Raw genomic sequence first — 25,243 nt, 5'->3', positions numbered from 1 at the left:
CGCATACGTGCCGGCAACGCCGCGCTCTCTTGACTGAACGGCATGAGCGAACCGGCACTCGGGATGACGATCTACGGGTGTGAACCCGACGAGGCCGTGCTATTCCGGGAGATGGCTCCCCGCTTCGGCGTGACACCGACCATCACAGACGCTCCCGTGTCGGAGGTCAACGTCGGACTCGCGTCCGGCAACCGGTGCGTCAGCGTCGGTCACAAGACTCCGGTCACGAACGAGACTCTTCTTGCGCTCAGCCAGGTTGGCGTCGCGTACGTCTCCACCAGGAGCGTCGGCTACGACCACATCGACGTCGGATACGCCGAGCGCATCGGCATTTCCGTCGGGAACGTCGCCTATTCGCCGGACAGCGTGGCCGACTACACGCTGATGCTGATGTTGATGCTCGTGCGGGACGCCAAGTCCGTCCTGTGCCGGGCGGATGAGCACGACTACCGGTTGAACGACGTGCGCGGGAAAGAGCTGCGCGACCTCACCGTCGGGGTGGTCGGGACCGGGCGGATCGGGGCCGCGGTCGTCGATCGGTTGCGGGGCTTCGGTTCCCGCGTGGTCGGCTACGACAGCCGGCCTCGGGCCGGGATCGACTACGTCGGGCTGGACGAACTGCTGCGGTCGAGCGACATCGTCACGCTCCACACGCCACTCGACGCCGGCACGCACCACCTGCTGGATCGACGGCGGCTCGAGCTGATGAAGGCCGGGGCGTTCGTCGTCAACACCGGGCGAGGGCCTCTTCTCGATACCGAGGCGCTCGTCGCGGCGCTGGAAAACGGCAGGCTGGGCGGGGCCGCGCTCGATGTCCTCGAAGGGGAAGAGGGCGTCTTCTACGCCGACTGCCGGGGTGGGCCCGTCGGAAGTGAACTGCTGGTGCGGCTGCAAAAGCTGCCGAACGTGCTGATCAGTCCGCACACCGCCTACTACACCGGCCACGCGCTCGGCGACACCGTCGAAAACTCCATCGTCAACTGCCTGAACTTCGAAAGCGGGAAGCGGCATGAATAGGCTCAAGGCCGGGATCATCTTCGGGGGCGTCTCCGAGGAACACCCCGTCTCCGTGAAGTCCGCGCAAGAGGTCGCGCGGCACCTCGACACCGGCAAGTACGAACCGTTCTGGATCGGGATCACGAAGGACGGCGCCTGGAAACTCTGTGACGGCCCGGAAGCGGGCTGGGAAGCCGGGAGGACGGTCGTCCTGTCGCCGGACCGGAGTGTGCCCGGCTTGCTGGTCCTCGACGACGGGAAGTACGAAACGATCGGCCTGGACGTCGTCCTGCCCGTGCTGCACGGCAAGTTCGGCGAAGACGGTGTGGTGCAGGGCCTGCTGGAGCTCTCCGGGATTCCCTACGCGGGCTGCGATGTCCCGAGTTCTGCCCTGTGCATGGACAAATCCCTCGCTTACGTCGTCGCCGCGAACGCGGGCATCGCCACGCCGAACTTCCGGATCGTCCGGGCGGGCGAGGAAGTCGAGGGACTCAGCTATCCCGTCTTCGTGAAGCCGGCCCGTTCGGGCTCGTCTTTCGGCGTCAGCAAGGTGTCCGGTCAAGAAGAGCTGGCGGCCGCGATCGAGGCCGCCGCGCAGTACGACTCGAAGGTGCTGATCGAAGAGGCCGTCGCCGGGAGCGAGGTCGGGTGCGCGATCTTGGGCAGCGGCCCGGAACTGTTCGCCGGTGAGGTCGACCGGGTCGCCCTCACCCACGGCTTCTTCCGGATCCACCAGGAAGACAGCCCCGAAAGCGGCTCCGAGAACTCGACGTTCATCGTGCCCGCCGACATCCCGGCCGAAACCCGCGCACGCGTCCAGGAGACGGCGAAAGCCATCTACCGAGCGCTCGGGTGCGGGGGCCTGGCCCGGGTCGACATGTTCCTCACCGGCGACGGCACGGTGGTCCTCAACGAGGTCAACACCTTGCCCGGTCTGACGTCGTACAGCCGCTACCCGCGGATGATGGCGGCCGCCGGCTTGCCGCTCTCGGACCTGATCGACCGGATCGTGGCCGGGACGGCCCGGTGAACGACGATTTCGCCTTCGTGGACGAGCTGGTGCCCGGCATCCGCTGGGACGCCAAGTACGCCACCTGGGACAACTTCACCGGCAAGCCGGTGGACGGCTACCTCGCCAACCGGATAATCGGCACGAGGACCTTGTGCGCCGCCCTGGCGGAAGCACAGGAGAAGGCCGCGTCGCTCGGATTCGGGCTGCTGCTGTGGGACGGCTACCGCCCGCAACGCGCCGTCGACCGCTTCCTGCGCTGGGTGGACGAGCCGGAGGACGGCCGCACGAAGCTGTGGCACTACCCGAACATCGACCGTGCCACGATGTTCGCCAGGGGGTACGTGGCGGCCAGATCCGGGCACAGCCGGGGCAGCACCGTCGACCTGACCCTCTACCACCTCGTCACCGGTGAGCTCGCGCCCACAGGTGGTGGCCACGATCTGATGGATGCGATCTCGCACCACGACGCACGAGGGATTTCCCGCCTCGAAGCGGGGAACCGCCGCCACCTCCGGTCCATCATGGAGGATTGCGGGTTCACCGCGTACGAGCGCGAATGGTGGCACTACGGCCTCAAGGACGAGCCCTACCCGGACACGTACTTCGACTTCCCCGTCGCGTAGCCGAGTGAGATGGGCAGCCGGACGGCGACGCGGAGGCCGCCCGCCGGGCGCGGGGTCAGGCTGAGCGTCCCGTCGTGGGCCTGGGTGATGCTCTTGACGATGGCCAGGCCGAGGCCGACCCCCGCCTGGTCGGTGCGGATGCGCTCGGTGCCGCGCTGGAAGGGCTCGGCGAGGGTGGCGACCAGGGGCTGCGCGAGGTGTTCACCGGTGTTCTCGACGGTGAGCACCACGGTCCCGGGTTCGATGCCGGTCGTCACCCACACCGCGCCCCGCTCGGGCAGGTTGTGGACGATCGCGTTGTGCACCAGGTTCGTCGTCAGCTGCAGCAGGAGCGCCGGCGAGCCGAAGGTGGGCGCGGCCTCGCCGGACGTCTCGACGGTGACTCCCCGCTTCTCGGCGAGGAGCAGGAGCGTTTCGGCGGCTTCCTCCGCGACCAGGGACAGGTCGACGCGGTCGCGGCTGAAGGCCCGCTGTTCGGCGCGGCTGAGCAGGAGCAGGGCTTCGGTGAGCTCGATCGCCCGGGTGTTGACGACGCGGAGGCGTTCGTCGAGTTCGCCGGTGGTGCGCTCGGGGTCGTTGCGGGCGACGTCGAGGAGGCTCTGCGTGATCGCCAGCGGGGTGCGCAGTTCGTGGGACGCGTTGGCGGCGAACCTCCGCTGCTCGGTGACGTGCGCCTCGAGCCGCGCGAGCATGGTGTCGAAGGCGTCGGCGAGTTCGCGGAACTCGTCCGTGCGGCCGGGCAGCCGGATGCGGTGGGACAGCGAGCCGGTCGCGGCGACCCGGGTGGCGTCGGTGATGCGGGTCAGCGGTGCGAGCATCCGGCCGGCCAGGACCCACCCGCCCAGGAACCCGAACACCAGCAGGAAGACGATCACGGCGGCCATGAACGGGACGAAGGCGCGGACCAGGACCGCGCGGTTGATCCAGAAGTTGCCCTCGGTGGTGATCCAGCCGTTCGGCAGGAAGTACAGGTAGAAGGCCAGCACGGCCACGAGCAGCAAGATGCCCGCGAGCATGACGAAGCCGGCGTAGCTGAGGGTGAGTTTGAGGCGGGCGCTCAGCCCCGGTTCCCTAGGCACGGTCTTCGCCCCCGGTTTCGATGCGGTAGCCGACGCCGGGCACGGTCGCGATGATCCCGGGTTCGCCGAGCCGCTTGCGCAGCACGGAAACCGTGATGCGCACGGCGTTGGTGAACGGGTCCGCGTTCTCGTCCCACGCCCGCTCCAGCAGTTCTTCGGCGCTGATCACCCCGCCTCCGGCCGCGACGAGGACTTCGAGCACGGCGAACTGCTTCCGCGTCAGGGCCACGTACCGGCCGTCGCGGTAGACCTCGCGGCGGAACGGATCCAGGCGCAGCCCGGCGAGTTCGTGCACCGGCGGCCGGTTGTGCGCGCGCCGCCGGTCGAGGGCCCGGAGCCGGAGCACGAGTTCCCGGAGTTCGAACGGCTTCGTGAGGTAGTCGTCGGCGCCGAGCCCGAACCCGGTGGCCTTGTCGTCGAGCCGGTCGGCGGCGGTGAGCATGAGGATCGGCATCCCGCTGCCGGAAGCCACGATGTGCCGGGCCACCTCGTCACCGGACGGGCCGGGGATGTCGCGGTCCAGGACGGCGATGTCGTAGGTGTTGACGCTCAGCAGTTCCAGCGCGGTGTCCCCGTCGCCGGCGGTGTCCGCCGCGATGGCCTCCAGCCGGAGGCCATCGCGGATGGCGTCGGCCAGGTAGGGCTCGTCCTCGACGATCAAGACACGCACCCTCCCGATGCTACGAGCGGGCGCCTATCGGGCGCATATCGGAAACCGCGTACGTGCCGGCAACACCGCGCTGCCTTGACTGGCGGCCATGACCTCCAGCCAACGCACGTCCCTCGGCCGGGGACACGGCGCCGTCCCGGACGGCCTGCCGGTCTTCGACGACGAATCCCCGGCCGTGGCCAACCTCGATCCCGAGTTGCTCGACGCCCTGCGCCGGGCCGCGGCGGATGCCGCGGCCGACGGCGTGGCGTTCGTCGTCAACGGTGGCTGGCGTTCCTGGGCGTACCAGGAACAGCTCCGGCGTCAAGGGATCGCGAAGCACGGCTCGGAAGCGGCCGCGGCCCGCTGGGTGACGACCCCGGACAGGTCGGCGCACGTGCGGGGACAGGCGGTCGACGTCGGCCCGCCGGCGGCCCGGAAGTGGCTGGCCGAGCACGGCGCCCGGTACGGGCTGTGCCAGGTCTACCGCAACGAACCGTGGCACTACGAACTGCGGCCCGACGCCGTCGAACACGGCTGCCCGCCGATGTACGCCGATCCGTCGCAGGATCCGCGGATGCGGTGATCACGCGAAGTCCGCCGCGTGGTCACGCGCCCATTCCGCGAGCGTGCGGGCGGGCCGGCCGGTCAGCTGGTGCACCGTCGGCCGCACGACGTCGGGCGTCTCGACCGTGTCCGACCAGTAGTGCAGCAGCATCGAGATGATGTCGTCGCCGACGCCGTAGGAGCGCATTTCGGTGCGGAACTCGTCCGGCGTGGTCTCGGTGAAGTGCAGCTCCCGGCCGATGGCCGTGCCGATCGCGGCGAGCTGCTCGATCCTGGTCAGCGCCTGCGGGCCGGTCATCGGGTAGTGCCGGCCGGCGTGGCCCCGCTCGGTCAGCACCACCGCGGCGACGGCGGCGATGTCGGCCTCGTGGATCGGGGCCTGCGCGGACGTCGGGTACGGCCCGCGGACGCCACCGGTGAACCGGATCGGCTGGGCCCACGGCAGCAGGTTGCCGGCGAAGGTGCCCGGCCGCAGGATCGTCCAGTCCGCCCCGCTGTCGCGGACGGCGTCCTCGATCGCGGCGTGGTGCACCTGACTGGCCGATCCGCGGTCACGCTCGTGTTCCAGGGCGGCGGCGAGGGAGGAGAGCAGCACCAGGTGCGCCACTCCGGCGGCCGCGGCCGCCTTGACGAAGCCGGCCACCTCCGCGGCCGGGAAGACGAAGGCGCTGTCGACGTCGTCGAACAGGCCTTCCGGCGGCGCCGCGGCCAGGTCACCCGCGACCGGTTCGACCTCCGCGGGGAGGCCGGCCGCTTCGGGGGAGCGGGTCAGCGCTCGCACGTGGTGCCCGCCGGCGAGCAGTTCGCGGACCAGGTGGCGGCCGACGGTGCCGGTGGCGCCGGTGACGAGGACGGTCTTGGTTTTGGTGGTCATGACGTCGATGGTGCAGGCTATTGCGGCAAGTTCCTTGCCTCGATCCGGCGCAGTGTGGAGACATGCCGAACCCGACCTCTCGCCTGCTGGCGTTGCTGACCCTGCTGCAGACCCGCCCGTCGTGGACCGGCGCGGAACTGGTCGAGCGGCTCGAGGTCAGTCCCCGGACCGTGCGCTACGACATCCGGAAGCTGCGTGACCTCGGCTATCCCGTCGAGGCGATTCCCGGGGTCGCCGGCGGCTACCGGCTGAGTGCCGGGACGTCCGTGCCGCCGCTGCAGCTCGACGACGACGAGGCCGTGGCCATCGTCATCGCGCTGCGGACGGCCACCGGGAGTGCTTCGCTGGGCGAAGCCGCGGGGACCGCCCTGGTGAAGCTCGAACAGGTCCTGCCGCGGCGGCTGCGGGGGCGGGTCTCGGCCATGCGCCAGTACACGGAAGCCGCGCGAGCTCCGGGCGGCGTCGACCCCGACCTGCTGATCTTCCTCGCCGGCGCCTGTCGCGACCACCGCCGGGTCCGGTTCGGCTACCGGACGCGGGACGACACGGAGTCCCGGCGCGAGGTGGAGCCGCACCGCGTCGTCCAGGTGGGACGGCGGTGGTACCTCGTCGCCTTCGACCCGGACCGTGGCGGCTGGCGGCAGTTCCGGCTCGACCGGATGACGGTGCGGCGCCCGGAAAGGGCGAGGTTCGTTCCGCGCGAGGCGCCTTCCGCGGCCGACGTGGTGCACGGCCTCGACGCCGTCTTCGCCCGCCACCGCGCCGTTGTCCTGGTCCACGCGCCGGCCGCGCAGATCACGGGCAGGCTGCCGTCGACCGTGCCCGTCGAACTGGTGGACGACGAGCGCTGCCGCGTGCACGCGACGGGTGAGTCACCGGGAGCGCTCGCGCTCAACCTGCTGATGCTGGACGCGGACTTCGAGCTCGAACAGTCCTCGCCCGGGCTCGACGCCGCACTCGCCACCCTCCGGCGGCGGCTCGGCTGAACGGCTACGCCGGGGCGCGGTACCGGTGCAGCAGCATGGTGAAGTTCCGCAGCTTCTCGACCGCGTCTTCGGAGACCGGATCCGGGTGGAAGTGCATGACGCTGTTGCGGATGCGCCGGATCTCGTCCAGCCGGGCGATGAACGCCTGCCGGTCCAGTGGCCAGCCCAGCCGGTCCCAGACGTCCTTGTTCTCCAGGATCCGCTGGTAGTCGCCGAAGCCCAGCTGGCCGAACTCCGCGATCGCCCGGCCGCACAGCGGCTGGACGGTCGGGATGTCCAGCGAGCACCGCAGGATCCAGCGGAGCGTCTGGTCCAGCTCGCCCAGCTGGAAGAACGGGGTGGCCATCTCGCCGTAGCGCCGGGCGACGTCCGCGGTCGTGACGATGCCCTTCACGGCCTTGCTTTCGTCCGTGACGAGGACGAACTCGCGCTGCTGCAGGGTGGGCAGGACGTCGAAGAGGTCGCGGTCGTAGGCGACGACTTCGGCGCGGACGATCGCATCGGCGACGGCCGCGCCGGGTTTCCGGTGCATCGCCTGGGCGATCGAGCGCCACGTCACGGCGCCGCGGGGGTTGCGCGGGCCGCTCAGCACGGCGAGCTGCGAGAAGTCGTTGAGGAGCATGGTGGTGATCGCTTCTTCGAGCGAGCTGCTGGGCCCGACGGACCCGACGCCGTCGAGCGGTGTCAGGTTGCCCACCGTCAGGCGGACGTTCAGGTCGTCGCCGCCCTCGTCGTCTTCGGCGGGCGGCAGGGGGTCGGGTGTCGGCGGGACTTCCGTTTCGTCCTGGGGTGTGGTCAAGGTGACCACGGTGTCGAGCGTGACCGCGCGGAAGCCGGGGGACGTCACCAGTCCGTGGTTGGCCAGGTCCGCTTCGATCCGGCTGATCTGGTCGCCGCGATCGGCCACACCCCACAGCTTCAGCAGCTCGCGGACGGTGATGCGCTCGGGATCACCCTGGTCGGCGCGGATGCGGGCCTGCCGCAAGCGCTCGTGGACGCGCTGCGGCGCTCGATCGTCGGTCTGCGGGTTCGCGGTCGAGATCGCTTGGTCGAGGAACTCCTGGCGCACCGAATCCAGCAGGCGCTTCTCGTCGACCACCACCCAGGCCCGCCATCCGTCGACCGCGCGCATCCCGGCGGCCACCATCGCCGCGCGGGAAGGCGACCGGAACTCCTCACCGTCGGGTTCGAGCCGGATCCGGCCGGTGCCGGTGACGGTCGCTTCGAAGGTCGCACCGATGCGCTTGCGCTTGAACCTGAGTTTCGCCCCCGCCTCGAGCAGCCCGGCTTCCAGCAGGTCCGGCACCGTGACGCGGCGGCCGCCGATCAGGTACATCGAACGGCCCTCGGCGGTCACCACTTCCGCAGCCCGGCGAACTTGCGGCGGGCCCCGATGGCCTGCTTGAGCACCCGCCTCGTCAGTTCCTTCTGGTTCAGGCGATCCACCCGGGTGAGCTGCAGTTCGGTGGCGACGGCGAGCAGGCTCTCCCGATCGAGGTGCTGCGCGTCCAGGTAGGACGCGCCTTCCTCTTCGGTCTCGGTTTCCCGGAGGTGGGTGGCGACGGCGGCCGCGTCGATGCCCGGTCTCGCGGTGGCGGGCGGTGGAGTGGTCACCGGCTGTGGAGCAGGAGGTGCCGGTGCCGGCTCGACCGGCGGTGCCTCGGGGCCGCGGCCGGTGAGCAGTTCGATGAGCTTGGCGCGGGTGAGCTTGCTGTACCCGCGCAAGCGGCGGTTCCTGGCCAGCGTGTGCAGTTCTTTCACCGTCAGTACCGACAGATCCTCCGGCGCGCGGGGCGGCTGGGCCGCGCCGGCCACCGCCAGCTGGGCCGTTCCGCCGAGGATCGCTTCCAGCGTGGCCTCGTCCTGCTGTGCCAGGAACTCGTACACCCGGGCCTGCAACGCGGCGAACTTCTTCAGGTCGGTCACGGGTGGCCGCCGGAGAGGGAAAGGGCGCCGAGGACCTCGTCGGCGAGCTCGTCGAATTCCCGCACGACGTTGTCCCGGCCGGTGGCGCGCAGCATGGCCGGCACGCCGTCTTCGCCCGCGTCGCCGAAATGGCCGGGGCTGTTCCGGATGTAACTCTTCAGCACCGGAACGTGGGAGTTCGCCTGCGCTTCGTCGACGTAGCGCTGCTGAGCGGCCGTCGGCTGATGGGCGTACATCTGCACCATGGTGAACACCACCCCGAGGAATTCGGGTTCGATCGGCTCGTGGTCCCGGCCGCCGCCTTTGTGGTGGACGAAGTCGTTGAACTGCTGGGTCAGGCCGGTGCAGTTGCCCACCAGGTAGTCCAGCCCCAGGGTGGACAGGTAGTCCGCCTTGGCCGGGACGAGGATCCGCTCGCTCGCGACGATCGCCGTCTTGGTGACCAGGCCGAAGTTCGGGGCGCAGTCGATGAGGACCAGGTCGTACTCGGCGAAGAAGCTGTCGGCCAGCGCCTGGCGCAGGCAGCCGTGCAGGTCCAGGAACCGCCGCTTCGAGCCGTCGAGGGTGGTCGTCCCGCCGAGCAGCGCGGCGAGTTCGAGGTCGATGTCGATCAGGCCGAGGTGGGAGGAGATCAGGTCGAGCCGGCCGCCGGTACCGTCGAGAATCTTGTTGACCCGTTCCGGTGACACGACGAGGTGGGACAGCGGGATGTCCCGCCCGGGCAGCTCGGCGCCGTACCACTGCTTGATCGTGCGTTTGTCCGCCAGCCGCTCGTGCCAGTCGTCGATCGAGAAGAACGAAAACGTCAGGTTGGTCTGCGGATCGAGATCGAGCAGCAGCACCCGCAGCCCGCGGCTCGCGGCCACCGCCCCGAGGTTCGCGGTCAGCGTCGTCTTGCCCACGCCGCCCTTGTAGTTCATGACCGCCACGACCCGCATGCGCACTCCCCGGTGGTCTCGTCCTGGGGCCCGTTTGTAGTACGCGGGCGGGCGTCCGGGGATGGGTCGCCGTCAACTGTCCGGGAACTGTCCAGGATCTGGCCTGCGGGGCACCACGGTCATCGGCAGGCTTTCCGGGTACGCGGCCGAAGTGAACTTGATGCGGACCGGCTTGCCCGCCACCGGGACCAGCCGCCAGCGCGCGGCCACCGTGGCGACCGTGATGACGATTTCGTTCTGGGCGAAGCGGTTCCCGATGCACTGCCGGGTGCCCGCCCCGAACGGCACGAACGCGCCCTTCGGGATCGCGGCCGCCCGGTCCGGTTCCCAGCGGTCCGGATCGAACCGGTCCGGGTCGGCGAACGAGGTGGGATCGTGGTGGAGCGCGTGCGGGCTGACGATCACCTCGGCGCCCTCCGGCAGCCGGGTGCCGCCGAGGTCGACTTCGGTGAGGGTGCGGCGCATCAGCATCCAGAGCGGGTACTGCCGCAGCACCTCGTCGACCACCTGCCGGACGTAGGTCAGCCGGGGGAGGTCGTCGACGGTGACCGGGCGGCCGCCCAGCACCTCGTCGAGCTCGGTGTGCACCCGCGCCTCGATGTCCGGGCGCCGGCCGAGCTCGTGGAACGTCCAGGCCAGCGCCAGCGCCGTCGTCTCGATGCCGGCGGTGAGCAGGGTGAGCACCTCGTCCCGCGCCTGCTCGTCGGTCATGCCGGCCAGCAGCAACGTCGACAGCAGGTCGCCGCGGTCGGTGCCTTCGCGCCGCCAGTCGCGGATCACCTCGATGACGATCCCCTGCATCCGGGCGATCGCCTCGTCGAACCGGCGGTTCCCGGGCACCGGGAGCTTCTCGACGAACTTGGGCGACAACGCGCGAATCATTCCCTGCTGGATGATCACGTAAATCGAGCGGCGGGCTTCGGCGATCGCGGCTTTTCCCAGTTCCGTGGAAAACAGCGCTTCACCGACGATCGTCACCGCGAGGCTCTGCAGGTCGTCGTCGATCTCCCGCACTTCGCCGGCTCGCCACGAGCCGCTCATCTCCGCCGCCGCGCGCCGCATGATCTCCGCGTACGCGGTCAGGCGGTCGCGGTGGAACGCCGGTTGCATCAGCCGGCGCTGCCGCAGGTGGAAGTCGCCGTTCGAAAGCACCAAGCCATTTCCGACGAACGGCCGGAACTTGTCGAACATGGCGCCCTTGCGAAACTTCGGACCCTCGTTGACCAGCACTTCGTGTGCCAATCGCGGGCTCGCGACGAAGTAGACGGGTGCCGGACCGAGATAGAGCTTCACGATCTCGCCGTGCGCGGGCAATGCGTCGGTGAATGCGAAGCGTTGCCGGAGGAGTGCCGGAGTGTGCCCGAGAAAAGGCCACCGGCCCGGTGCGACCGGGACGCCCATGCGTACTCCCCGTTGCGCCATTGTGCGGATTTCCCCAGGAGACGGCTTACGGTAGGCGCGCCCGGGCGAACGGGACAGTGCCCGATCGGGTGGTGTGGGCTCACGCGGATGGCCCAGTAGCCGGGCCGCGGGGAATCGCTAAGCTCTTTCCGGTCCGACTGAACTGAGAAGGTGTTGTTCGTGGCACGATCACCGGAATGGACCCCACCGGGTATCGAAATCCCCGGGCCGGTCCGCGCTTGCGCTGCTCAGGCGATCTCGCGAACGCGCGCCGGGGTTTTCGCGCTTTCCGCCGGATTCGATATCGTCGAAGCCGGATCGGCCGGCCGCACCGCGACGAACGCCGGAATCGGCCGCAAGATCTGATGCGGACCTCTCCCATGCCGATGATCGAACCCCAGCCGGACCAGCCCGCCGCACCTGATGCGGACCGCGGGCGGACCCGGCTCGCCCGGAAATGGGCGTACCTGCTCAGCGGCGTGACCGTCGTCTCGCTGAGCCGGGAGGAGCTCGACGTGGAGCTCGGCGGTCTGCTCGGCCTGCTCTGCGATTCGCTGCACCACGGTGATTCCGCGCACCGCACGCCCCCGGACCTGAGCCCGGCCGAGCGGATCGGCGCGCGGCTGGTCGCCCTCGGCTACGTCGGCGAGCCCGGGCTGCGGTGCACGCTCGAGGTCCTCGGCAAGGGCCTGCCCGCGCTGCCCGAATTCCAGGAGGTGGAGGGCGCCGCCGACCGGGTCGTCGCGGCGCTGGGCGCGCTGTCCTGCGGCTTCCTCCTCGCGCACGAACGCAGCGTCCTCGACCAGCAGGAGATCATGCACCTGTCGCTGCTCAAAGCGGTGCGGGACGCCCAGTGGAACCTGAAGCAGAGCGAAGCGCGCTTCGACGAAGTGGTGACGTCGTCGGCGAGCGGGATCGCCGTCGTCGCCCTCGACGGCCGGATCGTGCGGGCCAACGCGGCGCTGGCCGAGATGCTCGGGCACCCGGTCGGCGAGCTGGCCGGCTCGGTGCTGTACGACGTCGTCCACCCCGAATCCGTCGAGGTCCTCCGCGACGCGATGCTGGCGCTCCTGGACGGCGGCAAGGAGCGGATCCGGCAGTCGGAGCGGTTGCTGCGCCGGGACGGCGACGTCGTCCGCATCTCGCTCACCGCCTCGCTGCTGCGCGACGCCGATGATCGGCCCTCCCACTTCGTCGTCGTGATCGAGGACGGCACCGAGCTGATGCTGCTGCAGGGCGAGCTGAGCCGCCAGGCGCTGCACGACGTCCTCACCGGGCTGCCGAACCGCCAGTACTTCGGCACCCACCTGGAGACGGTGCTGCGGCGCGCCGACCCGGCGTACGGTGTCACGCTGTTCCACGTCGACCTCGATGCGTTCGGCATGGTCTGCAACAGCCTCGGCCGCCGCGTCGGCGAGCAGCTGCTGGTGCACTTCGCGCAGCGGCTCAAGGCGGTGATGGCCCGCGAAAACGCCATGATCGCGCGGTTCCACAGCGACGAGTTCGGCATCCTGGTCGAGAACACCGAGTCGACGCCGGACATCGACACCATCGTGCGCGCGATCAACGACGAGCTCGCCGAGCCGTTCTTCGTCGACGGGCACGGGCTCGCGCTGTCGGCCAGCGCCGGGGTGGTGCACCGGCCGGCGAAGGGCATCGAGCCGGTGGAACTGCTGCGCCAGGCGGACCAGACGCTGCGGCGCGCCAAGGACCGGCGGCGCGGCCAGTGGCGGATGTTCGACCGGGAGGCCGACGCCCACGACCGGCGGACGCAGGCGCGGGCGGTCGGCATGGCCGGCGCCTGGGAACACGGCGAGATCGGCGTGCGGTACCGGCCGATGGCGCGGCTGGCGGACGGCGAAGCCGCCGGCGTCGAAGCGCGCCTGCACTGGAACCGGCCGGACGACACGGCGCTTTCGCACGAGTGCTGCGTGGAGCTCGCCGAGTCGACCGGGCTCGTGCTGCCGCTCGGCGACTGGATGCTGCGCGCCACGGCCCGTCAGGGCGAGTGGTGGCGGCAGCGCGCGGGCTTCGGCCTCTCCATGGTCGTCGGCCTCACCGCGCACCAGGTGTCGGACGACGCGCTCGGCACGCGCGTGACGCGGTTGCTGGCGGACACCCGCCTGCCGCCCGAGCAGCTGCTGCTCGGGGTCCCGGCCGGGGCCCTCCCGGTGTCCGGCGTCATGGAGAACGTCATCGCGCTGACCGACCTCGGCGTGCACGTCATGCTCGACGAGTTCGGGCTGGGTCCGGACGACCTGCGGGCGATCGAGGACCTGCCGGTGGAGATCGTGCGCGTCGACCGGCGGCTGGCGGAGTGGCAGGCGTGGTCGGACTCGACGTTCCTCGGCGCACTGGTGCCGCTGGTCCGGCAGGTCGGCGCGACCCTGGTCGTCGACGGGATCCACACCGAAGACCAGGCGAACTGGTGGCGCGCGGCCGGTGCGGACCTGGCGACGGGTGACTACTTCGGGGTGGCCAGGCCGCCGGCCGAGCTCGCCGGGCAGTTCGCCGGCACCTGAGGCCGCCACCGGGTCAGGCCGACGGCGACCAGCACGACCGCCATGCCGCCGATCACCCGGAGCGACAGCGGCTCGCCGAGGAAGAGCGCGCCGAGCGCGACCGACACGACGGGCAGCAGGTAGCCGACCGTCGCCGCGGCGGTCGGGCCTTCGTCGGAGAGGATCCGGTAGTTCAGGTAGAAGGTGATCCCGGTCCCGAAGACGCCGAGGATCGTCACCGCGACGACGGCGGTGAGCGTCAGGTGCGGCGCCGTGGAAGCGACCGGCAGCGCCAGTGCGGTCAGTGCGGTGGCGGTCATCAGCTGCGCGGCCGACAACGCGAGCGGAGCGCCGTCCGCCGGCAGCTTCCGCGCCATGTAGGCGAACGCGATCGCGTAGCTGAGGCCGGCGCCGAGCAGGGCGAGCGCACCCGTGCTCAGCAGCCCCGACTGTTGCCACGGCGCGAAGATCACCACGATGCCGGCGAAGCCGAGGGCCAGCCCGAGCAGCCGCGCCGGGTTGAGCCGCCGTTCCGTCCCGAGCGCGACGCCGATCAGCAGCGACCACAGCGGGGTGGTGGCGTTCATGACGCCGGCGACCCCGGAGTCGACGGTGCGTTCCCCGATGCCGAACAGCGCGAACGGCAGGGCGTTGCAGAAGAACGCCGCGACGATCAGCCGGGCCCAGGTCCCGCGGTCCCGGGGCAGCCGCTGCCGGGCCGCGAAGGCCATGACCAAGAGCGTCAGCGCGCCGAGGGCGCACCGGACGAGGGTGAGGTGGACGGGGCTCAGGCCGGTCAGGGCCAGCTTGATCCAGAGGAAACCCGAGCCCCACAGCAGGGCTAGCACCACCATGCGCGCCGAGGCGCCCCGTCCACCGTTCATGTGATCAACGGTGCCGAAGAAGATCTGTCAGGACAAGCGAAGAGTTCTGGAGGGATCGTTAAGGCTTCCTACAGTGTCTTGGCGCCAGAGCCGGTCGCCGAACAACGCCAGCGCGGCGGGCAGCAGGACGCCGCGGACGATCGTCGCGTCGAGCAGGATCGCGAACGCCATGCCGAGGCCGAGCATCTTGTACTCGATCGCGGCGAGGCTGAGGAAGACGCTGAACACCCCGGTCATGATCAGCGCGGCGCTCGTCACCACGCCGGAACTGCTCGCGGTGCCCTCGACGATCGCCTGCCGGGCCGGCACCCCCGGCCGCCGCCGTTCGCGGATCCGGCTGAGGATGAACACGTGGTAGTCGGTGCTCAGGCCGAACAGCAGCACGAAGAGGAACATCGGCAGCCAGCCGAGCACCCCGCCGTAGGGCGTGAAACCCAGTAGCGGCGCCAAAAAGCCGCCTTGGAACACGACAGTGAGCACGCCGTAGGCCGCGCCGGCGGACAGCAGGTTGAGCAGGATCGACACCACCGGCACCGCGACCGACCGGAACACCACGAGCAGCAGCACGAACGCGAGCAGCAGGATGAACCCGAAGGTGTACGGCGCCCGAGCGAGCACCTGGGTGGTGAAGTCGTGGGCTTCGGCGGTCCGGCCGGCCACCGCGTAACCGACTCCGCCGATCCGCCCGACCGTTTGCGGCAGCAGGGTTTCACGCAATGTCGTGAGCGTGCGGCTCGCCGCTTCGTCGTTGCCGGTGCCGCCGAGCGGGATCCGGACCACGAGCGCCTGGTCGACCGGGACGACGACGGCCGGCCGGGGTACCGCCGCGGTGAGTTCCCCGATCGCCCGGCGCAGGGCGGGCGTGTCGACCGGGCCGCCGCGGGTGTTCCAGAGCACGACGTGCGCGGGCATGGTGAGGCCGGGAAACGCTTCCTGGACGCGGACGGCCGCGTCGATCACCGGGATGCTGCGCGGCAGGCTCTCGGTCGGGGCCGGGTCCTGCAGCCGCATTCCCAACGCCGGCAAGGTGAGCAGCACGAGCAAGGCGGTCGCGATGCCGCTCCACACCACGGGCCGGCGGGTGACGACGGTTGCCACGGCGGCCCAGAACCGGGAGCGGGTCCGGCGCCGGCCCAGCCACGGGACGCGGCCGCGGTCGAGGCGGGGGCCGAGCAGGGAGAGCGTCGCGGGCAGCACGGTCACCGCCGCCAGCACGGCCAGGCCGACGACGAGGATCGTGCCCACGGTCAGGCCCCGGAGGTTGTCGAGACCGGTGAACAGCAGGCCGGTGACGCACAGCACGACGGTCAGTCCCGACACGACGATCACGTGCCCGGACGTCCGGGCGGCGATCCGGATCGACTCGTCGACGCCGTGGGCGCGTTCCTCCCGGGCCCGGCGCAGGAAGAACAGCGAGTAGTCGACGCCGACCGCCATGCCGATCAGCAGCGTGATCGCGGAAGTCGCGCTGTTGACCGGGATCCAGTTGTCCACAACGGACAGGAAGCCGAAGGTGGCGAACACCGCGGTGCCCGCCAGCAGGACCGGGACCGCCGCCGCGACCAGCGAGCCGAACACGACCAGCAGGATCAGCACGGTGATCGGGAGCGAGCGGGCCTCCGACCGCCCGATGTCCTCCTTGATGCTCTTGTCGACCGCGCCGGACACGGTGAGGTCGCCGGCCTGGGCCAGCCGGACGTCCGCGTGCCGGGCGGCGACCGTGTCGACGGCCGCGGTCGCCCTCACCAGGTTGGACCGGATTTCGGTGCCGGTGCCGCTGATCCGGAACGTGACCAGGCCCGAGCGCCCGTCGGCGGACACCTGGGCGGGATCGTCGAGCGGGGAGCGGATGTCCGCGATCGCGCCCGACGTGGTCAACGTGGTCACCAGGTCGGCCGCGGCCGCTCGGGACAGGGGCTGGACGAGGACGTTCTCCCAGAAGGGTTCGCGGGTGTGCTGGCGGTCGAGGACGGCTTGGCCGGTACCGGCGTCGCCGGCGGGGCTGGACCGGGCGTCGGTGCCGGGGGCGAACGTGCCGACGGCCCAAGCGAGCGCGACGAGCGCCAGCCAGCCGAGGATCGCGGCGGCGCGGTGCCGCAGCGACCAGTCCGTGACGCGTTCGACCACCGGCCCCCGCCGGTGAGCCGGGGTGCCTGCAGGCAGCATGAACTAAGGTCCCTTCGTGAAGGAGTGATCCGATGAGAGCTCGCCTTCGGGCGAGGTGGTTGCTTCTTCCTCCTGGGCCGCCGAGTTGCCGCTCGGCGGTCCAGGGCCTTCATCCGGTCAGTCGACCTCCTTGAGCACGCGTTCGATGGACCGCAGCCGGTCCTGGACGTCCCGCAGCTGCCGTTCGGTTTCCTCCTGCGTCCGGACGGCTTTCTCGGCCAGCGACCGGTATTCGTGCTCCCGCGCCAGCTTCGCCTTGGCACGCCAGGTCGAGGCCAGCTGCACGATCGCGATCGACAGCACGACGGTGATCAGGAGGAAGACCCCGATGACGCCGATGATCTCCTGCCACTGGTGCCAGTTCATGTCGGTCCCTCCTCGCCGTCCGCGTTTCCGTGAACGGAGTCCGGTGTGGTGAGCGTCGGCACGGCGGCCGCGATCGCCTGGGGCGTCAGCACGGCGGAGAACGGCGTGACCTCGTAGAACCGCAGCGTCTTGCCGTCCTCGCCGACTTCGGAGCTGGCGGAGACCAGGCCCGCGGCTTCCAGCTTGCGCAGGTGGACCTGCAGCAGCGCGCGGCTGATCCGCAGCTCGCGGGCCAGCTTGCTGACGTAGGTGCGTTCGGCGGACAGGGCCGCGATGATCCGCAGCCGGTGCGGGTTGCCGAGGGCGCCCAGCTGCCGCAGGAGCTCGTCGCCGGTCGTCCACATGCAAACAAAAGTTAGCAGGTGGCGGGCGGGCGCGCCATAGGGGTGATCCCCGAGATCACATCGGGTGTTCGAGCCAGACGTTCGGCTCGACGTAGGTCGCGGTGTCGTACGCGGCCGACGCGTACACCGGCGCGATGCCGCCCGGGATGAAGTTCTCGCCGTCCTGGAGCTTCACGCCCGTCCAGTCGTGCCAGTCCGCCAGGGAGGCCGACAGTGTCACGGCGATCGGGCACACCTTCACCACGCGCGCGCCCAGCCGCTCGTGGGTGCGCAGCCAGCGGTCGGCCAGGAGCCCGTCGGGACGGCGGCGGGCCGCGTACTCCGGCATCGGCACCGCCGGCTCGGCCTCCTTGCCGATCGGGCGGACCGAGACGATCAGCTTGCGCAGCCCCGTTTCCGCCGCGCGCGCCTTCAACGCCCAATGCGGCGGGCGCCATTCGACAGGCCGGGCCGCTTGGGGGCGCCCCCCGTCTTCCACGTTACCGGCGCACACCGACAGTTCCGGCGCTGCCGGCACGCGCGGCCCAAAGTTGTCCACAACCCTCGCGGCGCTACACCGGACCGGCTCCCGGGGGCGCCCCCCCGTCTTCCACGCTACCGGCGCACACCGACAATTCCGGGCGGCCCGGCGCGCACGGCGGAACTTGTCCACAGTCGTCCGAGCCAGGCCAGGCTTTCGTTGTGTGGCAAGCGGGTGAACCTCGCCGATGAACCGGCCACCGACGTCGCCGAGGCTCAGTGCGGCGTCGGGGAGGCCGGGCGGCCGGCAAGATCGACAACGCGCATGCGCTCAGTGAAGCGGAAAGCCCGGGCCGTGGACAGCGGCAACCGGGCGACGCTCAGCGCAGGGCTTTCCGGCGGCGGGTCAGCGCGGCCGGGTCGAGGTTCGCCCGGGTACCGGCGTCGTGGCCGTCGAGGTAGCCGCTGCCGGACAGCCGCCGGGGCGAGGCGGCGCGCAGGTCGCCGTATTCCGAGTCGAACGCGTGCTGCACCATCTGCGCGCGGTCGCGGACCACCAGCTCCGCCGACCGCTCGCCGGGTACCGCTGTGCGGACGGCTTCCTGCTCGGCGTGGGACAGCCGTTCGTGGACCGCGCGGGCGAAGCCGTGCAGCCACGTGCGCCGGTACGCGGCCAGGGATTCGCCGGGGAAGAACCCGCCCGGCCGGACGCGGGTCAGCTGGGTGCTCGCCTGCAGCAGGAGGCTGGTGAACAGCAGCTCCACCCGGCCGAGGTCGGAGCGGAACCCGAACACCGTGACGCTCTCGACCTTCTGGCCGAGGCGGTGCAGCAGGGTCCGGCAGCGCAGCGGGTACGCGACCGAGGTGAGCAGGCTCGCCTTCTCGCGGCTGTACGGGTCCGCGATCGGGATCTTCAGCGTGCCGATCTCGTCGGTGCCGGCCCCGGACGCGGCGAGCATCGCCTGGTCGATGCCGTACCGCGCGACGAGTTCGGCGGCCTTCTGGTTGTACGCCTCGGCTTCCGCCTCGGTGACCGCCGGGTCTTCGGCCTTGGCCAGCAGCTTGCGGATGCGCTCGAGCTGCGGGTCTGACTCGGTCATGGCGAGAGGGTATTCGATCAGGTGTTCGGGCGGGTGGACCGGGTCGGCGTGTCGAGGTACGCGTCGAGCGTGACGGCCAGCGCCGCCTCGGGCGACGGCGCGAAGCTCGCGTCCGCGAGACCGCCCCACAGCCACAGCTGGGCTAGGCCGTGCAGCGCCGCCCACAGCGACGCGGCGACCAGCCGCAGGTCGGCGCCGGACCGCGCAACCGACGTCGGCACCGCCGCCACCAGCACGGCGAAGGTGTCGAACACCGCGCTCGCCGCCGCCGAAAGCGCCGGGTCGTCCGGGTCGACCAGGTCGCGGCGGAACATCAGCTCGAACATCGCCGGGTTGGTCAGGGCGAAGTCGAGGTAGCTGTGGCAGGCGGCGGTGAGCCGCTCCCGCGGGGAGGTTTCGGGCAGCGTCTCCCGGCGGGCGAGCAGGTCGGCGTACCCGCGGGTCGCGACGGCGGACAGCAGCTCCGCGCGGCCCGAGAAGTGCCGCAGCGGCGCGCCGTGCGAAACCCCGGCGGCCTTGGCGATCCCGCGGAGCGTGACCGCGCCGACGCCTTCTTCGGCGAGCAGCTCCGACGCCGTCGTGATCAGGCGTTGCCGGGTGCCCACGCCTCGTCCAAGGTCATCGGGAGCAGGTCCGGGCGCTTCGGGAAGAAGCCGTCGCCGGGCTGGCGGCCGATCAGCCGGTTGCGCGTGCGCGTCACCGCGACCGGCAGGACTTCGCGGAGCAGCCAGTGCAGGTCGGCCCGACGGCTGCCGGTCGCCGCGGTGCCGGGCAGCGGGGCGAGCCACGCGGGGTCGTGGTCGAGGCCGAGCCGGGCGAGGACGTAGGCGGCGAGCCGGCGGTGGCCGTGGGCGGACAGGTGCAGCCGATCGGCGCCGAAGTAGCGCGAATCGGTGACGGCCTGGTCGGGCCACAGGTCGATGAGCTGGGCGCCGTAGCTGACGGCCGCTTCGCGGATGGCCTCGTTGAGCGCGACGATCCGCGGGCGCATCCGGCTGCCCAGCGGCATCCGCCGGGAGACGTCGCTGAGCGTGAACGTGACGACCACGGGCGAGATCTCGGTGCAGGCGCGGATGGCGGCGTCGACCCGGCGGGCGACGGTCCGGGCGTCCCAGCCGCCGCTCATGACGTCGTTGCCGCCGCCGAAGAGGGCGATCAGGTCGGGTGCCAGCCGGGTGGCCGCCGGGAGCTGCTCGGGCACGATCTGGTCGAGCCGGCGCCCGCGGACGGCGAGGTTGGCGTAGCGAAAGCCGGGCTCGTCCTCGGCCAGGCGGGCGGCGACGAAGTCGGCCCAGCCGCGGTAGTGGCGCTGGTCCGGGTACGGGTCGTCGAGGCCTTCGGCGCAGCTGTCGCCGACGACGACGAATCGGTGGTAACTCATCTCGATCTCCGTAACCCGTGGTTCACCTTGTGGACACTGTCTATCAAACTTCTGTAGACGGTGTCTACTTCGGTTGCTTCGGGGTCACCCGAGCTCTCGCGTGCCTGGAGGGTCGACTCGCGTGATGGGGATGCGGAGCCAGGGGCCGAGCTTGTCGGGGTTCCGGACCGCCCAAAGGTGCGTGATCCGGTCGTCCGCGACGGCGAAGGCGTAGACGGCGGCCAGTTCGTCGCCGCGGCGCAGGACCAGGCCGGGAAGGCCGTTGACCGTGCGCTCTTCGAACGTCAGTGCCCCGAAGGCGGCCAGTTCGGCCACGTACCGGGCGACGAGTTCGCCGCCCACGACCGGCGCGATCGTGGCGCGGACCCGGCCGCCGCCGTCCGCGGTCAAGGTCGCGCCGGGGTCGAGGAGCCCGATCAGCGCGCCGATGTCCCCGGCAGCCCAGGCCACCTTGAAGTCCCGCACCAGGCCGGCCTGCCGGGCGGCCGGGGCGGCGGGCCGGGCGGCGCGGATCCGGCGGCGGGCCGCGGAGGCCAGTTCCCGGCACGCGGCCGGCGTCCGGCCGGTGATTTCGGCGACCTCGGCGAAGGAGTACCCGAAGACGTCGTGCAGGACGAGGGCCACCCGCTGCGGCGGGGTCATCGCTTCGAGCGCGACGAGGAACGCCATGCTCACCGACTCGTCCAGGGTGATCCGGTCGGCCGGGCCGGGCTGGTCGGGCAGCGGCTCGGGCAGCCACTCGCCCACGTACCGCTCCCGCCGCACCCGCGCCGAGCCGAGGACGTCCAGGCAGATGCGGCCGGCCACTGTCGTCAGCCAGGCGCCGGGCGAGGAAATCGCGTCCTGCTGCGCCGGGGACAGGGCGTACCAGCGGGCGTAGGTCTCCTGGACGGCGTCCTCGGCTTCGGTCAGCGAGCCGAGCAGCCGGTAGGCGAGGTTGACCAGGTGCCGTCGTTCGGCGACGAGCGGTTCCGATGGCGTTGTCATGACTCCTCCGACGACGCAGCCTGCCCGAACGTCAGGCCTGACATTCCCGCGGCCTGTTTCGTCGTACCGGTCGCAACCACCGACCGAACAGGGGACAACGATGCTCAAGATCGGGATCGTGCTGGCCAGCACCCGCCCGGGCCGCAAGGGCGACCAGGTCGCCCGCTGGGTCCACGAGCGGGCCGCGAGCCGGGGTGACGCGGAGTTCGCCGTGATCGACCTGCGTGATCACCCGCTGCCCCACCTCGAGGAGCCGCCGGGCTTCTCGGGGCAGTACCAGGACGAGCGCACCCGGGCCTTCGCGGCCGTCGTCGCGGCGTGCGACGGGTTCGTCTTCGTCACGCCGGAGTACAACCACTCCCTTCCCGGGGTGCTCAAGAACGCCATGGACCACATCCACGTCGAGTGGAACAGCAAGGCGGCCGGGTTCGTCTCGTACGGCGGCGTCGGCGGCGCCCGCTCGGTCGAGCAGCTGCGGCTGGTCTGCGGGGCACTGCAGCTGGCCGACGTCGCCCCGCAGGTGACGCTGCCGTTGGCGACGGAGTTCGAGAACCACACCGTGTTCGCGCCGGGTGACCACCAGCTCGCCGCGCTGGAAACCCTGCTCGACCACGTCGTCGCCTGGAGCACCGCCCTGGCGCCGCTGCGGGGCGGGGAGGCGGAAACCGCGATCAGGCGCCGGCTCGACGAGGTCATCGAAGCGCTGCGGGCCAAGGATCTCGAGGCGCTGCGCGGGATCTACGCGCCGGACGTCGTGTCCTTCGACGTCGAACCGCCGCTGCGGCACGCCGGGGTCGAAGCGAAGCTGAAGAACTGGGCGAAGGTGTTCACGATCTTCGAGAAGGTGGACTACGAGCTGCGCGACCTGACGGTCACCGTGAGCGCCGGCTTGGCCGTCGGCCACGGCTTCGGCCGGGTCAGCGGCACGCTGCCGACCGGGGAAGCCGTGACCGGCATGTGGGTCCGCGCCACCTTCGTCTTCCGCCACCGCGGCGACGGCTGGGTGATCGTCCACGACCAGGCGTCCGTGCCGTTCGACATGGCGACCGGCCGGGGGGTGGTGGACCTCGAACCCTGAGAGCGCGTGCCGGCGGCAACCCGGGAAAAAGGCGCCGAACTGTACGAACGGTCGTGCTACCTTCGGGCCCATGAACGTCGAAGGCGTGTTTGTGGGGGAGCCGAGCGTCCTGGGTCACCGGCGGGACCGGCCGGTGCTGAGCGCGATCACGAAGGCGCGGGTCGCGGCGCCGGAATTGACCCTGACCGAGCTGAACCTCGACGGTGACCGGCAGGCCGACCTCACCGTGCACGGCGGGGTCGACAAAGCGGTTTACGTCTACCCGGCCGAGCACTACCCGGCTTGGGTGGCCGAGGGCTTCGACGCCGAGCCGGGCGGCTTCGGCGAGAACGTCTCGCTGTCCGGCGTCACCGAGGACGACGTCCGGATCGGGGACGTCTGGGCCTGGGGTGACGCGCTGGTCCAGGTCTCGCAGCCGCGGCAGCCGTGCTTCAAGCTGGCCATGAAGACCGGCCGCAAGGACGTCACCCCGCTGATGATCGACAGCGGGCGCTGCGGCTGGTACCTGCGCGTGCTGCGGCCCGGCACGGTGCCGACGTCCGGCGCGATCGAGCCGGCCGAACGCGCGGACGGGCCGACGATCACCGAGGTGTACCTGGTCTCCTTCGCCAACTACGGGCAGCTGCCGGAGGACAAGGTCGAGGCGGCACTGGACCTCGCCGACCGGGTGCTGGCCACGCCCGCGCTTTCGGCGGCCTACCGCGACGGCGTCCAGTCCACTGTGGACCGCTGGCGGGCGCGGCGTGCCGGGTGACGGCCGGATCGCGCGCGGCGACGCGACCCGGCGCGTGGTGCTGCGCCGGGCCGTGGACGTCGCTTCGGTCGACGGCCTGGCGGGGCTGTCCCTCGGCCGGCTGGCCACCGAGCTGGAGCTGAGCAAGAGCGGGGTGTTCGCGCTGTTCGGCTCCAAGGAGGAGCTGCAGCTCGCCACCGTCGAAGCCGCGCTGGACATCTTCCGCTCGCACGTCGTGACGCCCGCGCGGGCGGTGGCGCCCGGCCTGCCCCGGCTGCGCGCGGTGTGCGAAAAGTGGCTGGACTACTCGGAAACCCGGGTCTTCCCGGGCGGCTGCTTCTTCTTCAACGTCGGCGCGGAGTTCGACGCGCGCCCCGGCCGGGTGCACGACGCGGTGGCGGCGGCGAACGGCTCGTTCGCCGCCTTCCTCCGGGAAGCCGCCGACGAGGCGGTCGCGCTCGGGCACGTCGACACCGACGCCGAGGTGCTGGCGTTCGAACTCCACGCGCTGGGCCGCGCGGCCAACGCCGACGCCGTCTTGAACGGGGGAACCCGGGCCTACGAACTGGCCAAGCGGGCGATTCGCGCCCGCCTGGCCGGTTGACGTCACTTCCAGTCGACCTGCGGGGAGCGGTAGAAGTCGATGCCCTGCGCCACCCAGCGCGGGGCCTGCTTCGCCAGCCGCGCGCGGTAGGCGCTCCAGTTGTGGGTCGACTTCGGGGACCAGCCGATCTCCGCGATCCCCGGCAGCCGCGGGAACGCCATGTACTCGATGTCGTCGCTGGTCCGGATCGTCTCGGTCCACAGCGGCGCTTCGACACCCGCGACCTGGCTCTCGCCGACGCCGTTGACCAGCGTCGCCGGATCCCAGTCGTACCCATCCCGAACCTCGATCAGCGCGGCCCAGTCCTGGCCGAGCGGTGTCTGCGGGTTGTACTTCATGTCGAGGTACGCGTAGTTCGCCGGCGACATCAGGATCTTGTTGCCGCGCGCCGCGGCCGCCGCGACGTCCGGGTTGTCGCCGCCGAAGTCCCAGTACTGCGGAACCGCCGAGACCGGCGGGACCGATTTGGCGATCTCGTGCCAGCCGGTGACCTTCTTGCCGTACTTGGCGACGATCGGCTGCACCTTCCGCTCGAAGGTCAGGTAGTCCGCGGGCGGCGTCGAGTGCGCCTCGTCGCCGCCGATGTGCAGGTACGGGCCGGGCGTGAGGGCCGCCAGCTCGCGCACAACGTCCTCGACGAACTTGTACGTGATCGGCGAGGAGATGCACAGCGAGCTGTAGCCGACCTCGGTGTCCGTGCGCACCGGCACGGCCTTCCCGTCGCAGTTCAGCTCGGCGTAGGTCGACTGCGCCGCGTTCGTGTGGCCCGGCATGTCGATCTCCGGGATCACCGTGATGTGCCGTGAAGCCGCGTACGCGACGATGTCCCGGTACTGCGCCTGCGTGTAGTAGCCGCCCGGGTCGCCGTCGACCGCGGTCTTGCCGCCGACCGTCGCCAGCTTCGGCCAGCTCTTGATCTCGATCCGCCAGCCCTGGTCGTCGGCCAGGTGCAGGTGCAGCGTGTTGACCTTGTACTGGGCGATCTGGTCGATGTACAGCTTCACCTGGTCGGGCCGGAAGAAGTGGCGGGCGACGTCGAGCATCGCGCCGCGCTCGGCGAAGCGCGGGTAGTCGAGGATCGTGCCGCCGGCGACGGTCCACGTCCGGTGCTGCACGCGCTGGGCGTCGATCGCCGACGGCAGCAGCTGCCGCAGCGACTGCACGCCTTCGAAGAGCCCGTCCGCGGTGTTGGCCTTCACCGTGACGCCGTCGCGCGCGACCTTCAGCTCGTAACCCTCGGTGCCGATCCGCGGGTCGTGGCCCAGCTTCAGCGAGAGCGCGGGCAGGCCGGCGGCGTGCGGCACCACCGGCAGCGGAAAGCCGGTGGCCGGGCGCAGCAGGCCGCGCAGGTAGTCCGCGACCTGGCCGGCGCCGCGGTCGGCGGTGATCACGGTCGACGGCGTGAGCCGGAATTCACCGCGAGGATCGGCCTTCGCGGAGACGGGCGCCGGGACGACGTCGGTCACGCTCCGTTCGGGAGCGGCCGCGGCGGCCGCCGCGGAAGCGGGCAGGCCGGCGGCCGTGAGACTCACGACGGCCGCGGTCAGGACGGCTCTGGACAAGCGCATCGAAGCACCTCCGGTGGGGGA

Annotated in this window: 27 protein-coding genes; 10 read left to right on the top strand and 17 right to left on the bottom strand. The window is 71.1% G+C overall.

Annotation, left to right across the window (positions count from 1 at the left end; all coding sequences use genetic code 11):
• The first annotated feature begins 42 nt into the window (after positions 1 to 42).
• The 3 genes from AB0F52_RS01340 to vanX are packed head-to-tail and all read left to right on the top strand — an operon-like array spanning position 43 to position 2,631.
• Positions 43 to 1,017: a D-isomer specific 2-hydroxyacid dehydrogenase family protein gene (locus tag AB0F52_RS01340; protein ID WP_360163343.1), complete on the top strand. Its 975-nt coding sequence runs from the start codon at positions 43 to 45 to the stop codon at positions 1,015 to 1,017.
• On the top strand, positions 1,010 to 2,026 hold the full coding sequence (vanA, locus tag AB0F52_RS01335; RefSeq protein WP_360163341.1) for a D-alanine--(R)-lactate ligase: 1,017 nt from the start codon (positions 1,010 to 1,012) through the stop codon (positions 2,024 to 2,026). Before AB0F52_RS01340 ends, vanA begins: the two co-directional genes overlap by 8 nt.
• Positions 2,023 to 2,631 (top strand): D-Ala-D-Ala dipeptidase VanX, encoded by a 609-nt coding sequence (vanX, locus tag AB0F52_RS01330; RefSeq protein ID WP_360163339.1) that lies wholly within the window; start codon positions 2,023 to 2,025, stop codon positions 2,629 to 2,631. The genes vanA and vanX overlap by 4 nt, the downstream gene beginning before the upstream one ends.
• Here vanX and AB0F52_RS01325 read toward each other — a convergent pair.
• Positions 2,595 to 3,710: a HAMP domain-containing sensor histidine kinase gene (locus AB0F52_RS01325; protein ID WP_360163337.1), complete on the bottom strand. Its 1,116-nt coding sequence runs from the start codon at positions 3,708 to 3,710 to the stop codon at positions 2,595 to 2,597. The two genes, vanX and AB0F52_RS01325, sit on opposite strands and share 37 nt — an antisense overlap.
• Positions 3,703 to 4,380, bottom strand: coding sequence for a response regulator transcription factor (locus tag AB0F52_RS01320; RefSeq protein ID WP_199191152.1), 678 nt, complete (start codon positions 4,378 to 4,380; stop codon positions 3,703 to 3,705). Before AB0F52_RS01320 ends, AB0F52_RS01325 begins: the two co-directional genes overlap by 8 nt.
• Before the next feature lie 88 nt (positions 4,381 to 4,468).
• Between AB0F52_RS01320 and AB0F52_RS01315 the strand changes: the two genes are divergently transcribed.
• Entirely contained in the window at positions 4,469 to 4,945 is a 477-nt protein-coding gene (locus tag AB0F52_RS01315; protein ID WP_360163334.1) for a D-alanyl-D-alanine carboxypeptidase family protein, read from the top strand.
• On the opposite strand, the gene AB0F52_RS01310 is transcribed toward AB0F52_RS01315, so the two are convergent.
• Positions 4,946 to 5,800: an NAD(P)H-binding protein gene (locus AB0F52_RS01310; RefSeq protein WP_360163332.1), complete on the bottom strand. Its 855-nt coding sequence runs from the start codon at positions 5,798 to 5,800 to the stop codon at positions 4,946 to 4,948. It abuts the gene before it with no gap.
• A 62-nt stretch (positions 5,801 to 5,862) separates the two neighbouring features.
• On the opposite strand from AB0F52_RS01310, the gene AB0F52_RS01305 reads away from it, so the two are divergent.
• Entirely contained in the window at positions 5,863 to 6,786 is a 924-nt protein-coding gene (locus AB0F52_RS01305) for a YafY family protein (RefSeq protein WP_360163330.1), read from the top strand.
• A 4-nt stretch (positions 6,787 to 6,790) separates the two neighbouring features.
• On the opposite strand, the gene AB0F52_RS01300 is transcribed toward AB0F52_RS01305, so the two are convergent.
• The 4 genes from AB0F52_RS01300 to AB0F52_RS01285 all read right to left on the bottom strand — a co-directional run bounded on the left by AB0F52_RS01300 (position 6,791) and on the right by AB0F52_RS01285 (position 11,051).
• The gene (locus AB0F52_RS01300) at positions 6,791 to 8,143 is read right to left on the bottom strand and encodes a hypothetical protein (RefSeq protein ID WP_360164573.1); all 1,353 of its coding nucleotides are present in this window, start codon (positions 8,141 to 8,143) and stop codon (positions 6,791 to 6,793) included.
• Positions 8,140 to 8,712 (bottom strand): hypothetical protein, encoded by a 573-nt coding sequence (locus AB0F52_RS01295; RefSeq protein ID WP_360163328.1) that lies wholly within the window; start codon positions 8,710 to 8,712, stop codon positions 8,140 to 8,142. The genes AB0F52_RS01300 and AB0F52_RS01295 overlap by 4 nt, the downstream gene beginning before the upstream one ends.
• A complete protein-coding gene (locus AB0F52_RS01290; RefSeq protein WP_360163326.1) occupies positions 8,709 to 9,650 on the bottom strand; it encodes an AAA family ATPase in 942 nt (313 codons plus the stop codon). The genes AB0F52_RS01295 and AB0F52_RS01290 overlap by 4 nt, the downstream gene beginning before the upstream one ends.
• A 72-nt stretch (positions 9,651 to 9,722) precedes the next feature.
• The gene (locus AB0F52_RS01285; protein ID WP_360163324.1) at positions 9,723 to 11,051 is read right to left on the bottom strand and encodes a cytochrome P450; all 1,329 of its coding nucleotides are present in this window, start codon (positions 11,049 to 11,051) and stop codon (positions 9,723 to 9,725) included.
• A 180-nt stretch (positions 11,052 to 11,231) separates the two neighbouring features.
• Here AB0F52_RS01285 and AB0F52_RS01280 point away from each other — a divergent pair, with 180 nt between their 5' ends.
• Together AB0F52_RS01280 and AB0F52_RS01275 are read left to right on the top strand one after the other, a co-directional pair.
• Positions 11,232 to 11,417, top strand: coding sequence for a hypothetical protein (locus AB0F52_RS01280; protein ID WP_360163322.1), 186 nt, complete (start codon positions 11,232 to 11,234; stop codon positions 11,415 to 11,417).
• Positions 11,418 to 11,431: 14 nt separating this feature from the next.
• Positions 11,432 to 13,573, top strand: coding sequence for an EAL domain-containing protein (locus AB0F52_RS01275; protein ID WP_360163320.1), 2,142 nt, complete (start codon positions 11,432 to 11,434; stop codon positions 13,571 to 13,573).
• On the opposite strand, the gene AB0F52_RS01270 is transcribed toward AB0F52_RS01275, so the two are convergent.
• The 9 genes from AB0F52_RS01270 to sigJ all read right to left on the bottom strand — a co-directional run bounded on the left by AB0F52_RS01270 (position 13,516) and on the right by sigJ (position 21,239).
• Positions 13,516 to 14,436: a DMT family transporter gene (locus AB0F52_RS01270; protein ID WP_360163318.1), complete on the bottom strand. Its 921-nt coding sequence runs from the start codon at positions 14,434 to 14,436 to the stop codon at positions 13,516 to 13,518. The two genes, AB0F52_RS01275 and AB0F52_RS01270, sit on opposite strands and share 58 nt — an antisense overlap.
• Positions 14,437 to 14,463: 27 nt before the next feature.
• The gene (locus tag AB0F52_RS01265) at positions 14,464 to 16,602 is read right to left on the bottom strand and encodes an MMPL family transporter (protein ID WP_360163316.1); all 2,139 of its coding nucleotides are present in this window, start codon (positions 16,600 to 16,602) and stop codon (positions 14,464 to 14,466) included.
• 117 nt (positions 16,603 to 16,719) lie between these two features.
• Positions 16,720 to 16,968, bottom strand: a complete 249-nt coding sequence (locus tag AB0F52_RS01260) for a hypothetical protein (protein ID WP_360163314.1) — start codon at positions 16,966 to 16,968, stop codon at positions 16,720 to 16,722.
• Positions 16,965 to 17,312 carry a winged helix-turn-helix domain-containing protein gene (locus tag AB0F52_RS01255; RefSeq protein WP_360163312.1) on the bottom strand — a complete coding sequence of 116 codons (348 nt, stop codon included), beginning with the start codon at positions 17,310 to 17,312 and terminating at the stop codon, positions 16,965 to 16,967. The genes AB0F52_RS01260 and AB0F52_RS01255 overlap by 4 nt, the downstream gene beginning before the upstream one ends.
• 55 nt (positions 17,313 to 17,367) lie before the next feature.
• Positions 17,368 to 17,727, bottom strand: a complete 360-nt coding sequence (locus AB0F52_RS01250) for a hypothetical protein (RefSeq protein ID WP_360163310.1) — start codon at positions 17,725 to 17,727, stop codon at positions 17,368 to 17,370.
• 424 nt (positions 17,728 to 18,151) lie between these two features.
• On the bottom strand, positions 18,152 to 18,871 hold the full coding sequence (locus AB0F52_RS01245) for a DUF2786 domain-containing protein (protein WP_360163308.1): 720 nt from the start codon (positions 18,869 to 18,871) through the stop codon (positions 18,152 to 18,154).
• Positions 18,872 to 18,888: 17 nt separating this feature from the next.
• Complete coding sequence (locus tag AB0F52_RS01240; RefSeq protein WP_360163306.1) at positions 18,889 to 19,476, bottom strand: TetR/AcrR family transcriptional regulator; 588 nt, start codon at positions 19,474 to 19,476, stop codon at positions 18,889 to 18,891.
• The gene (locus tag AB0F52_RS01235; RefSeq protein WP_360163304.1) at positions 19,455 to 20,252 is read right to left on the bottom strand and encodes an SGNH/GDSL hydrolase family protein; all 798 of its coding nucleotides are present in this window, start codon (positions 20,250 to 20,252) and stop codon (positions 19,455 to 19,457) included. Before AB0F52_RS01235 ends, AB0F52_RS01240 begins: the two co-directional genes overlap by 22 nt.
• A gap of 84 nt (positions 20,253 to 20,336) precedes the next feature.
• Positions 20,337 to 21,239, bottom strand: coding sequence for an RNA polymerase sigma factor SigJ (sigJ, locus tag AB0F52_RS01230; RefSeq protein ID WP_360163302.1), 903 nt, complete (start codon positions 21,237 to 21,239; stop codon positions 20,337 to 20,339).
• Between the two features lie 100 nt (positions 21,240 to 21,339).
• On the opposite strand from sigJ, the gene AB0F52_RS01225 reads away from it, so the two are divergent.
• From AB0F52_RS01225 to AB0F52_RS01215, 3 genes are all read left to right on the top strand, one after another.
• Positions 21,340 to 22,317: an NAD(P)H-dependent oxidoreductase gene (locus AB0F52_RS01225; protein WP_360163300.1), complete on the top strand. Its 978-nt coding sequence runs from the start codon at positions 21,340 to 21,342 to the stop codon at positions 22,315 to 22,317.
• 70 nt (positions 22,318 to 22,387) lie between these two features.
• Positions 22,388 to 23,071 (top strand): MOSC domain-containing protein, encoded by a 684-nt coding sequence (locus AB0F52_RS01220; RefSeq protein WP_360163298.1) that lies wholly within the window; start codon positions 22,388 to 22,390, stop codon positions 23,069 to 23,071.
• Positions 23,061 to 23,654 carry a TetR/AcrR family transcriptional regulator gene (locus tag AB0F52_RS01215; RefSeq protein WP_360163296.1) on the top strand — a complete coding sequence of 198 codons (594 nt, stop codon included), beginning with the start codon at positions 23,061 to 23,063 and terminating at the stop codon, positions 23,652 to 23,654. The genes AB0F52_RS01220 and AB0F52_RS01215 overlap by 11 nt, the downstream gene beginning before the upstream one ends.
• 2 nt (positions 23,655 to 23,656) lie before the next feature.
• Here the strand turns inward: AB0F52_RS01215 and AB0F52_RS01210 are convergent, their stop codons facing one another.
• Positions 23,657 to 25,222, bottom strand: coding sequence for a beta-N-acetylhexosaminidase (locus AB0F52_RS01210; protein ID WP_360163294.1), 1,566 nt, complete (start codon positions 25,220 to 25,222; stop codon positions 23,657 to 23,659).
• Positions 25,223 to 25,243 lie beyond the last annotated feature (21 nt).

The sequence above is a fragment of the Amycolatopsis sp. NPDC024027 genome (genome assembly GCF_040638975.1).
Classification (GTDB): Bacteria; Actinomycetota; Actinomycetes; order Mycobacteriales; family Pseudonocardiaceae; genus Amycolatopsis.
The sequence above is the reverse complement of the archived record's forward strand: the minus strand, read 5'-3'. Positions and strand labels throughout refer to the sequence as shown.

Coding starts and splice junctions, on each gene's coding strand:
- AB0F52_RS01340 (WP_360163343.1), top strand. CDS start 43: ATGAGCGAACCGGCACTCGGGATGACGATCTACGGGTGTGAACCCGAC.
- vanA (WP_360163341.1), top strand. CDS start 1,010: ATGAATAGGCTCAAGGCCGGGATCATCTTCGGGGGCGTCTCCGAGGAA.
- AB0F52_RS01315 (WP_360163334.1), top strand. CDS start 4,469: ATGACCTCCAGCCAACGCACGTCCCTCGGCCGGGGACACGGCGCCGTC.
- AB0F52_RS01310 (WP_360163332.1), bottom strand. CDS start 5,800: ATGACCACCAAAACCAAGACCGTCCTCGTCACCGGCGCCACCGGCACC.
- AB0F52_RS01305 (WP_360163330.1), top strand. CDS start 5,863: ATGCCGAACCCGACCTCTCGCCTGCTGGCGTTGCTGACCCTGCTGCAG.
- AB0F52_RS01290 (WP_360163326.1), bottom strand. CDS start 9,650: ATGCGGGTCGTGGCGGTCATGAACTACAAGGGCGGCGTGGGCAAGACG.
- AB0F52_RS01285 (WP_360163324.1), bottom strand. CDS start 11,051: ATGGGCGTCCCGGTCGCACCGGGCCGGTGGCCTTTTCTCGGGCACACT.
- AB0F52_RS01275 (WP_360163320.1), top strand. CDS start 11,432: ATGCCGATGATCGAACCCCAGCCGGACCAGCCCGCCGCACCTGATGCG.
- AB0F52_RS01270 (WP_360163318.1), bottom strand. CDS start 14,436: ATGAACGGTGGACGGGGCGCCTCGGCGCGCATGGTGGTGCTAGCCCTG.
- AB0F52_RS01265 (WP_360163316.1), bottom strand. CDS start 16,602: ATGCTGCCTGCAGGCACCCCGGCTCACCGGCGGGGGCCGGTGGTCGAA.
- AB0F52_RS01260 (WP_360163314.1), bottom strand. CDS start 16,968: ATGAACTGGCACCAGTGGCAGGAGATCATCGGCGTCATCGGGGTCTTC.
- AB0F52_RS01255 (WP_360163312.1), bottom strand. CDS start 17,312: ATGTGGACGACCGGCGACGAGCTCCTGCGGCAGCTGGGCGCCCTCGGC.
- AB0F52_RS01245 (WP_360163308.1), bottom strand. CDS start 18,871: ATGACCGAGTCAGACCCGCAGCTCGAGCGCATCCGCAAGCTGCTGGCC.
- AB0F52_RS01235 (WP_360163304.1), bottom strand. CDS start 20,252: ATGAGTTACCACCGATTCGTCGTCGTCGGCGACAGCTGCGCCGAAGGC.
- sigJ (WP_360163302.1), bottom strand. CDS start 21,239: ATGACAACGCCATCGGAACCGCTCGTCGCCGAACGACGGCACCTGGTC.
- AB0F52_RS01225 (WP_360163300.1), top strand. CDS start 21,340: ATGCTCAAGATCGGGATCGTGCTGGCCAGCACCCGCCCGGGCCGCAAG.
- AB0F52_RS01220 (WP_360163298.1), top strand. CDS start 22,388: ATGAACGTCGAAGGCGTGTTTGTGGGGGAGCCGAGCGTCCTGGGTCAC.
- AB0F52_RS01210 (WP_360163294.1), bottom strand. CDS start 25,222: ATGCGCTTGTCCAGAGCCGTCCTGACCGCGGCCGTCGTGAGTCTCACG.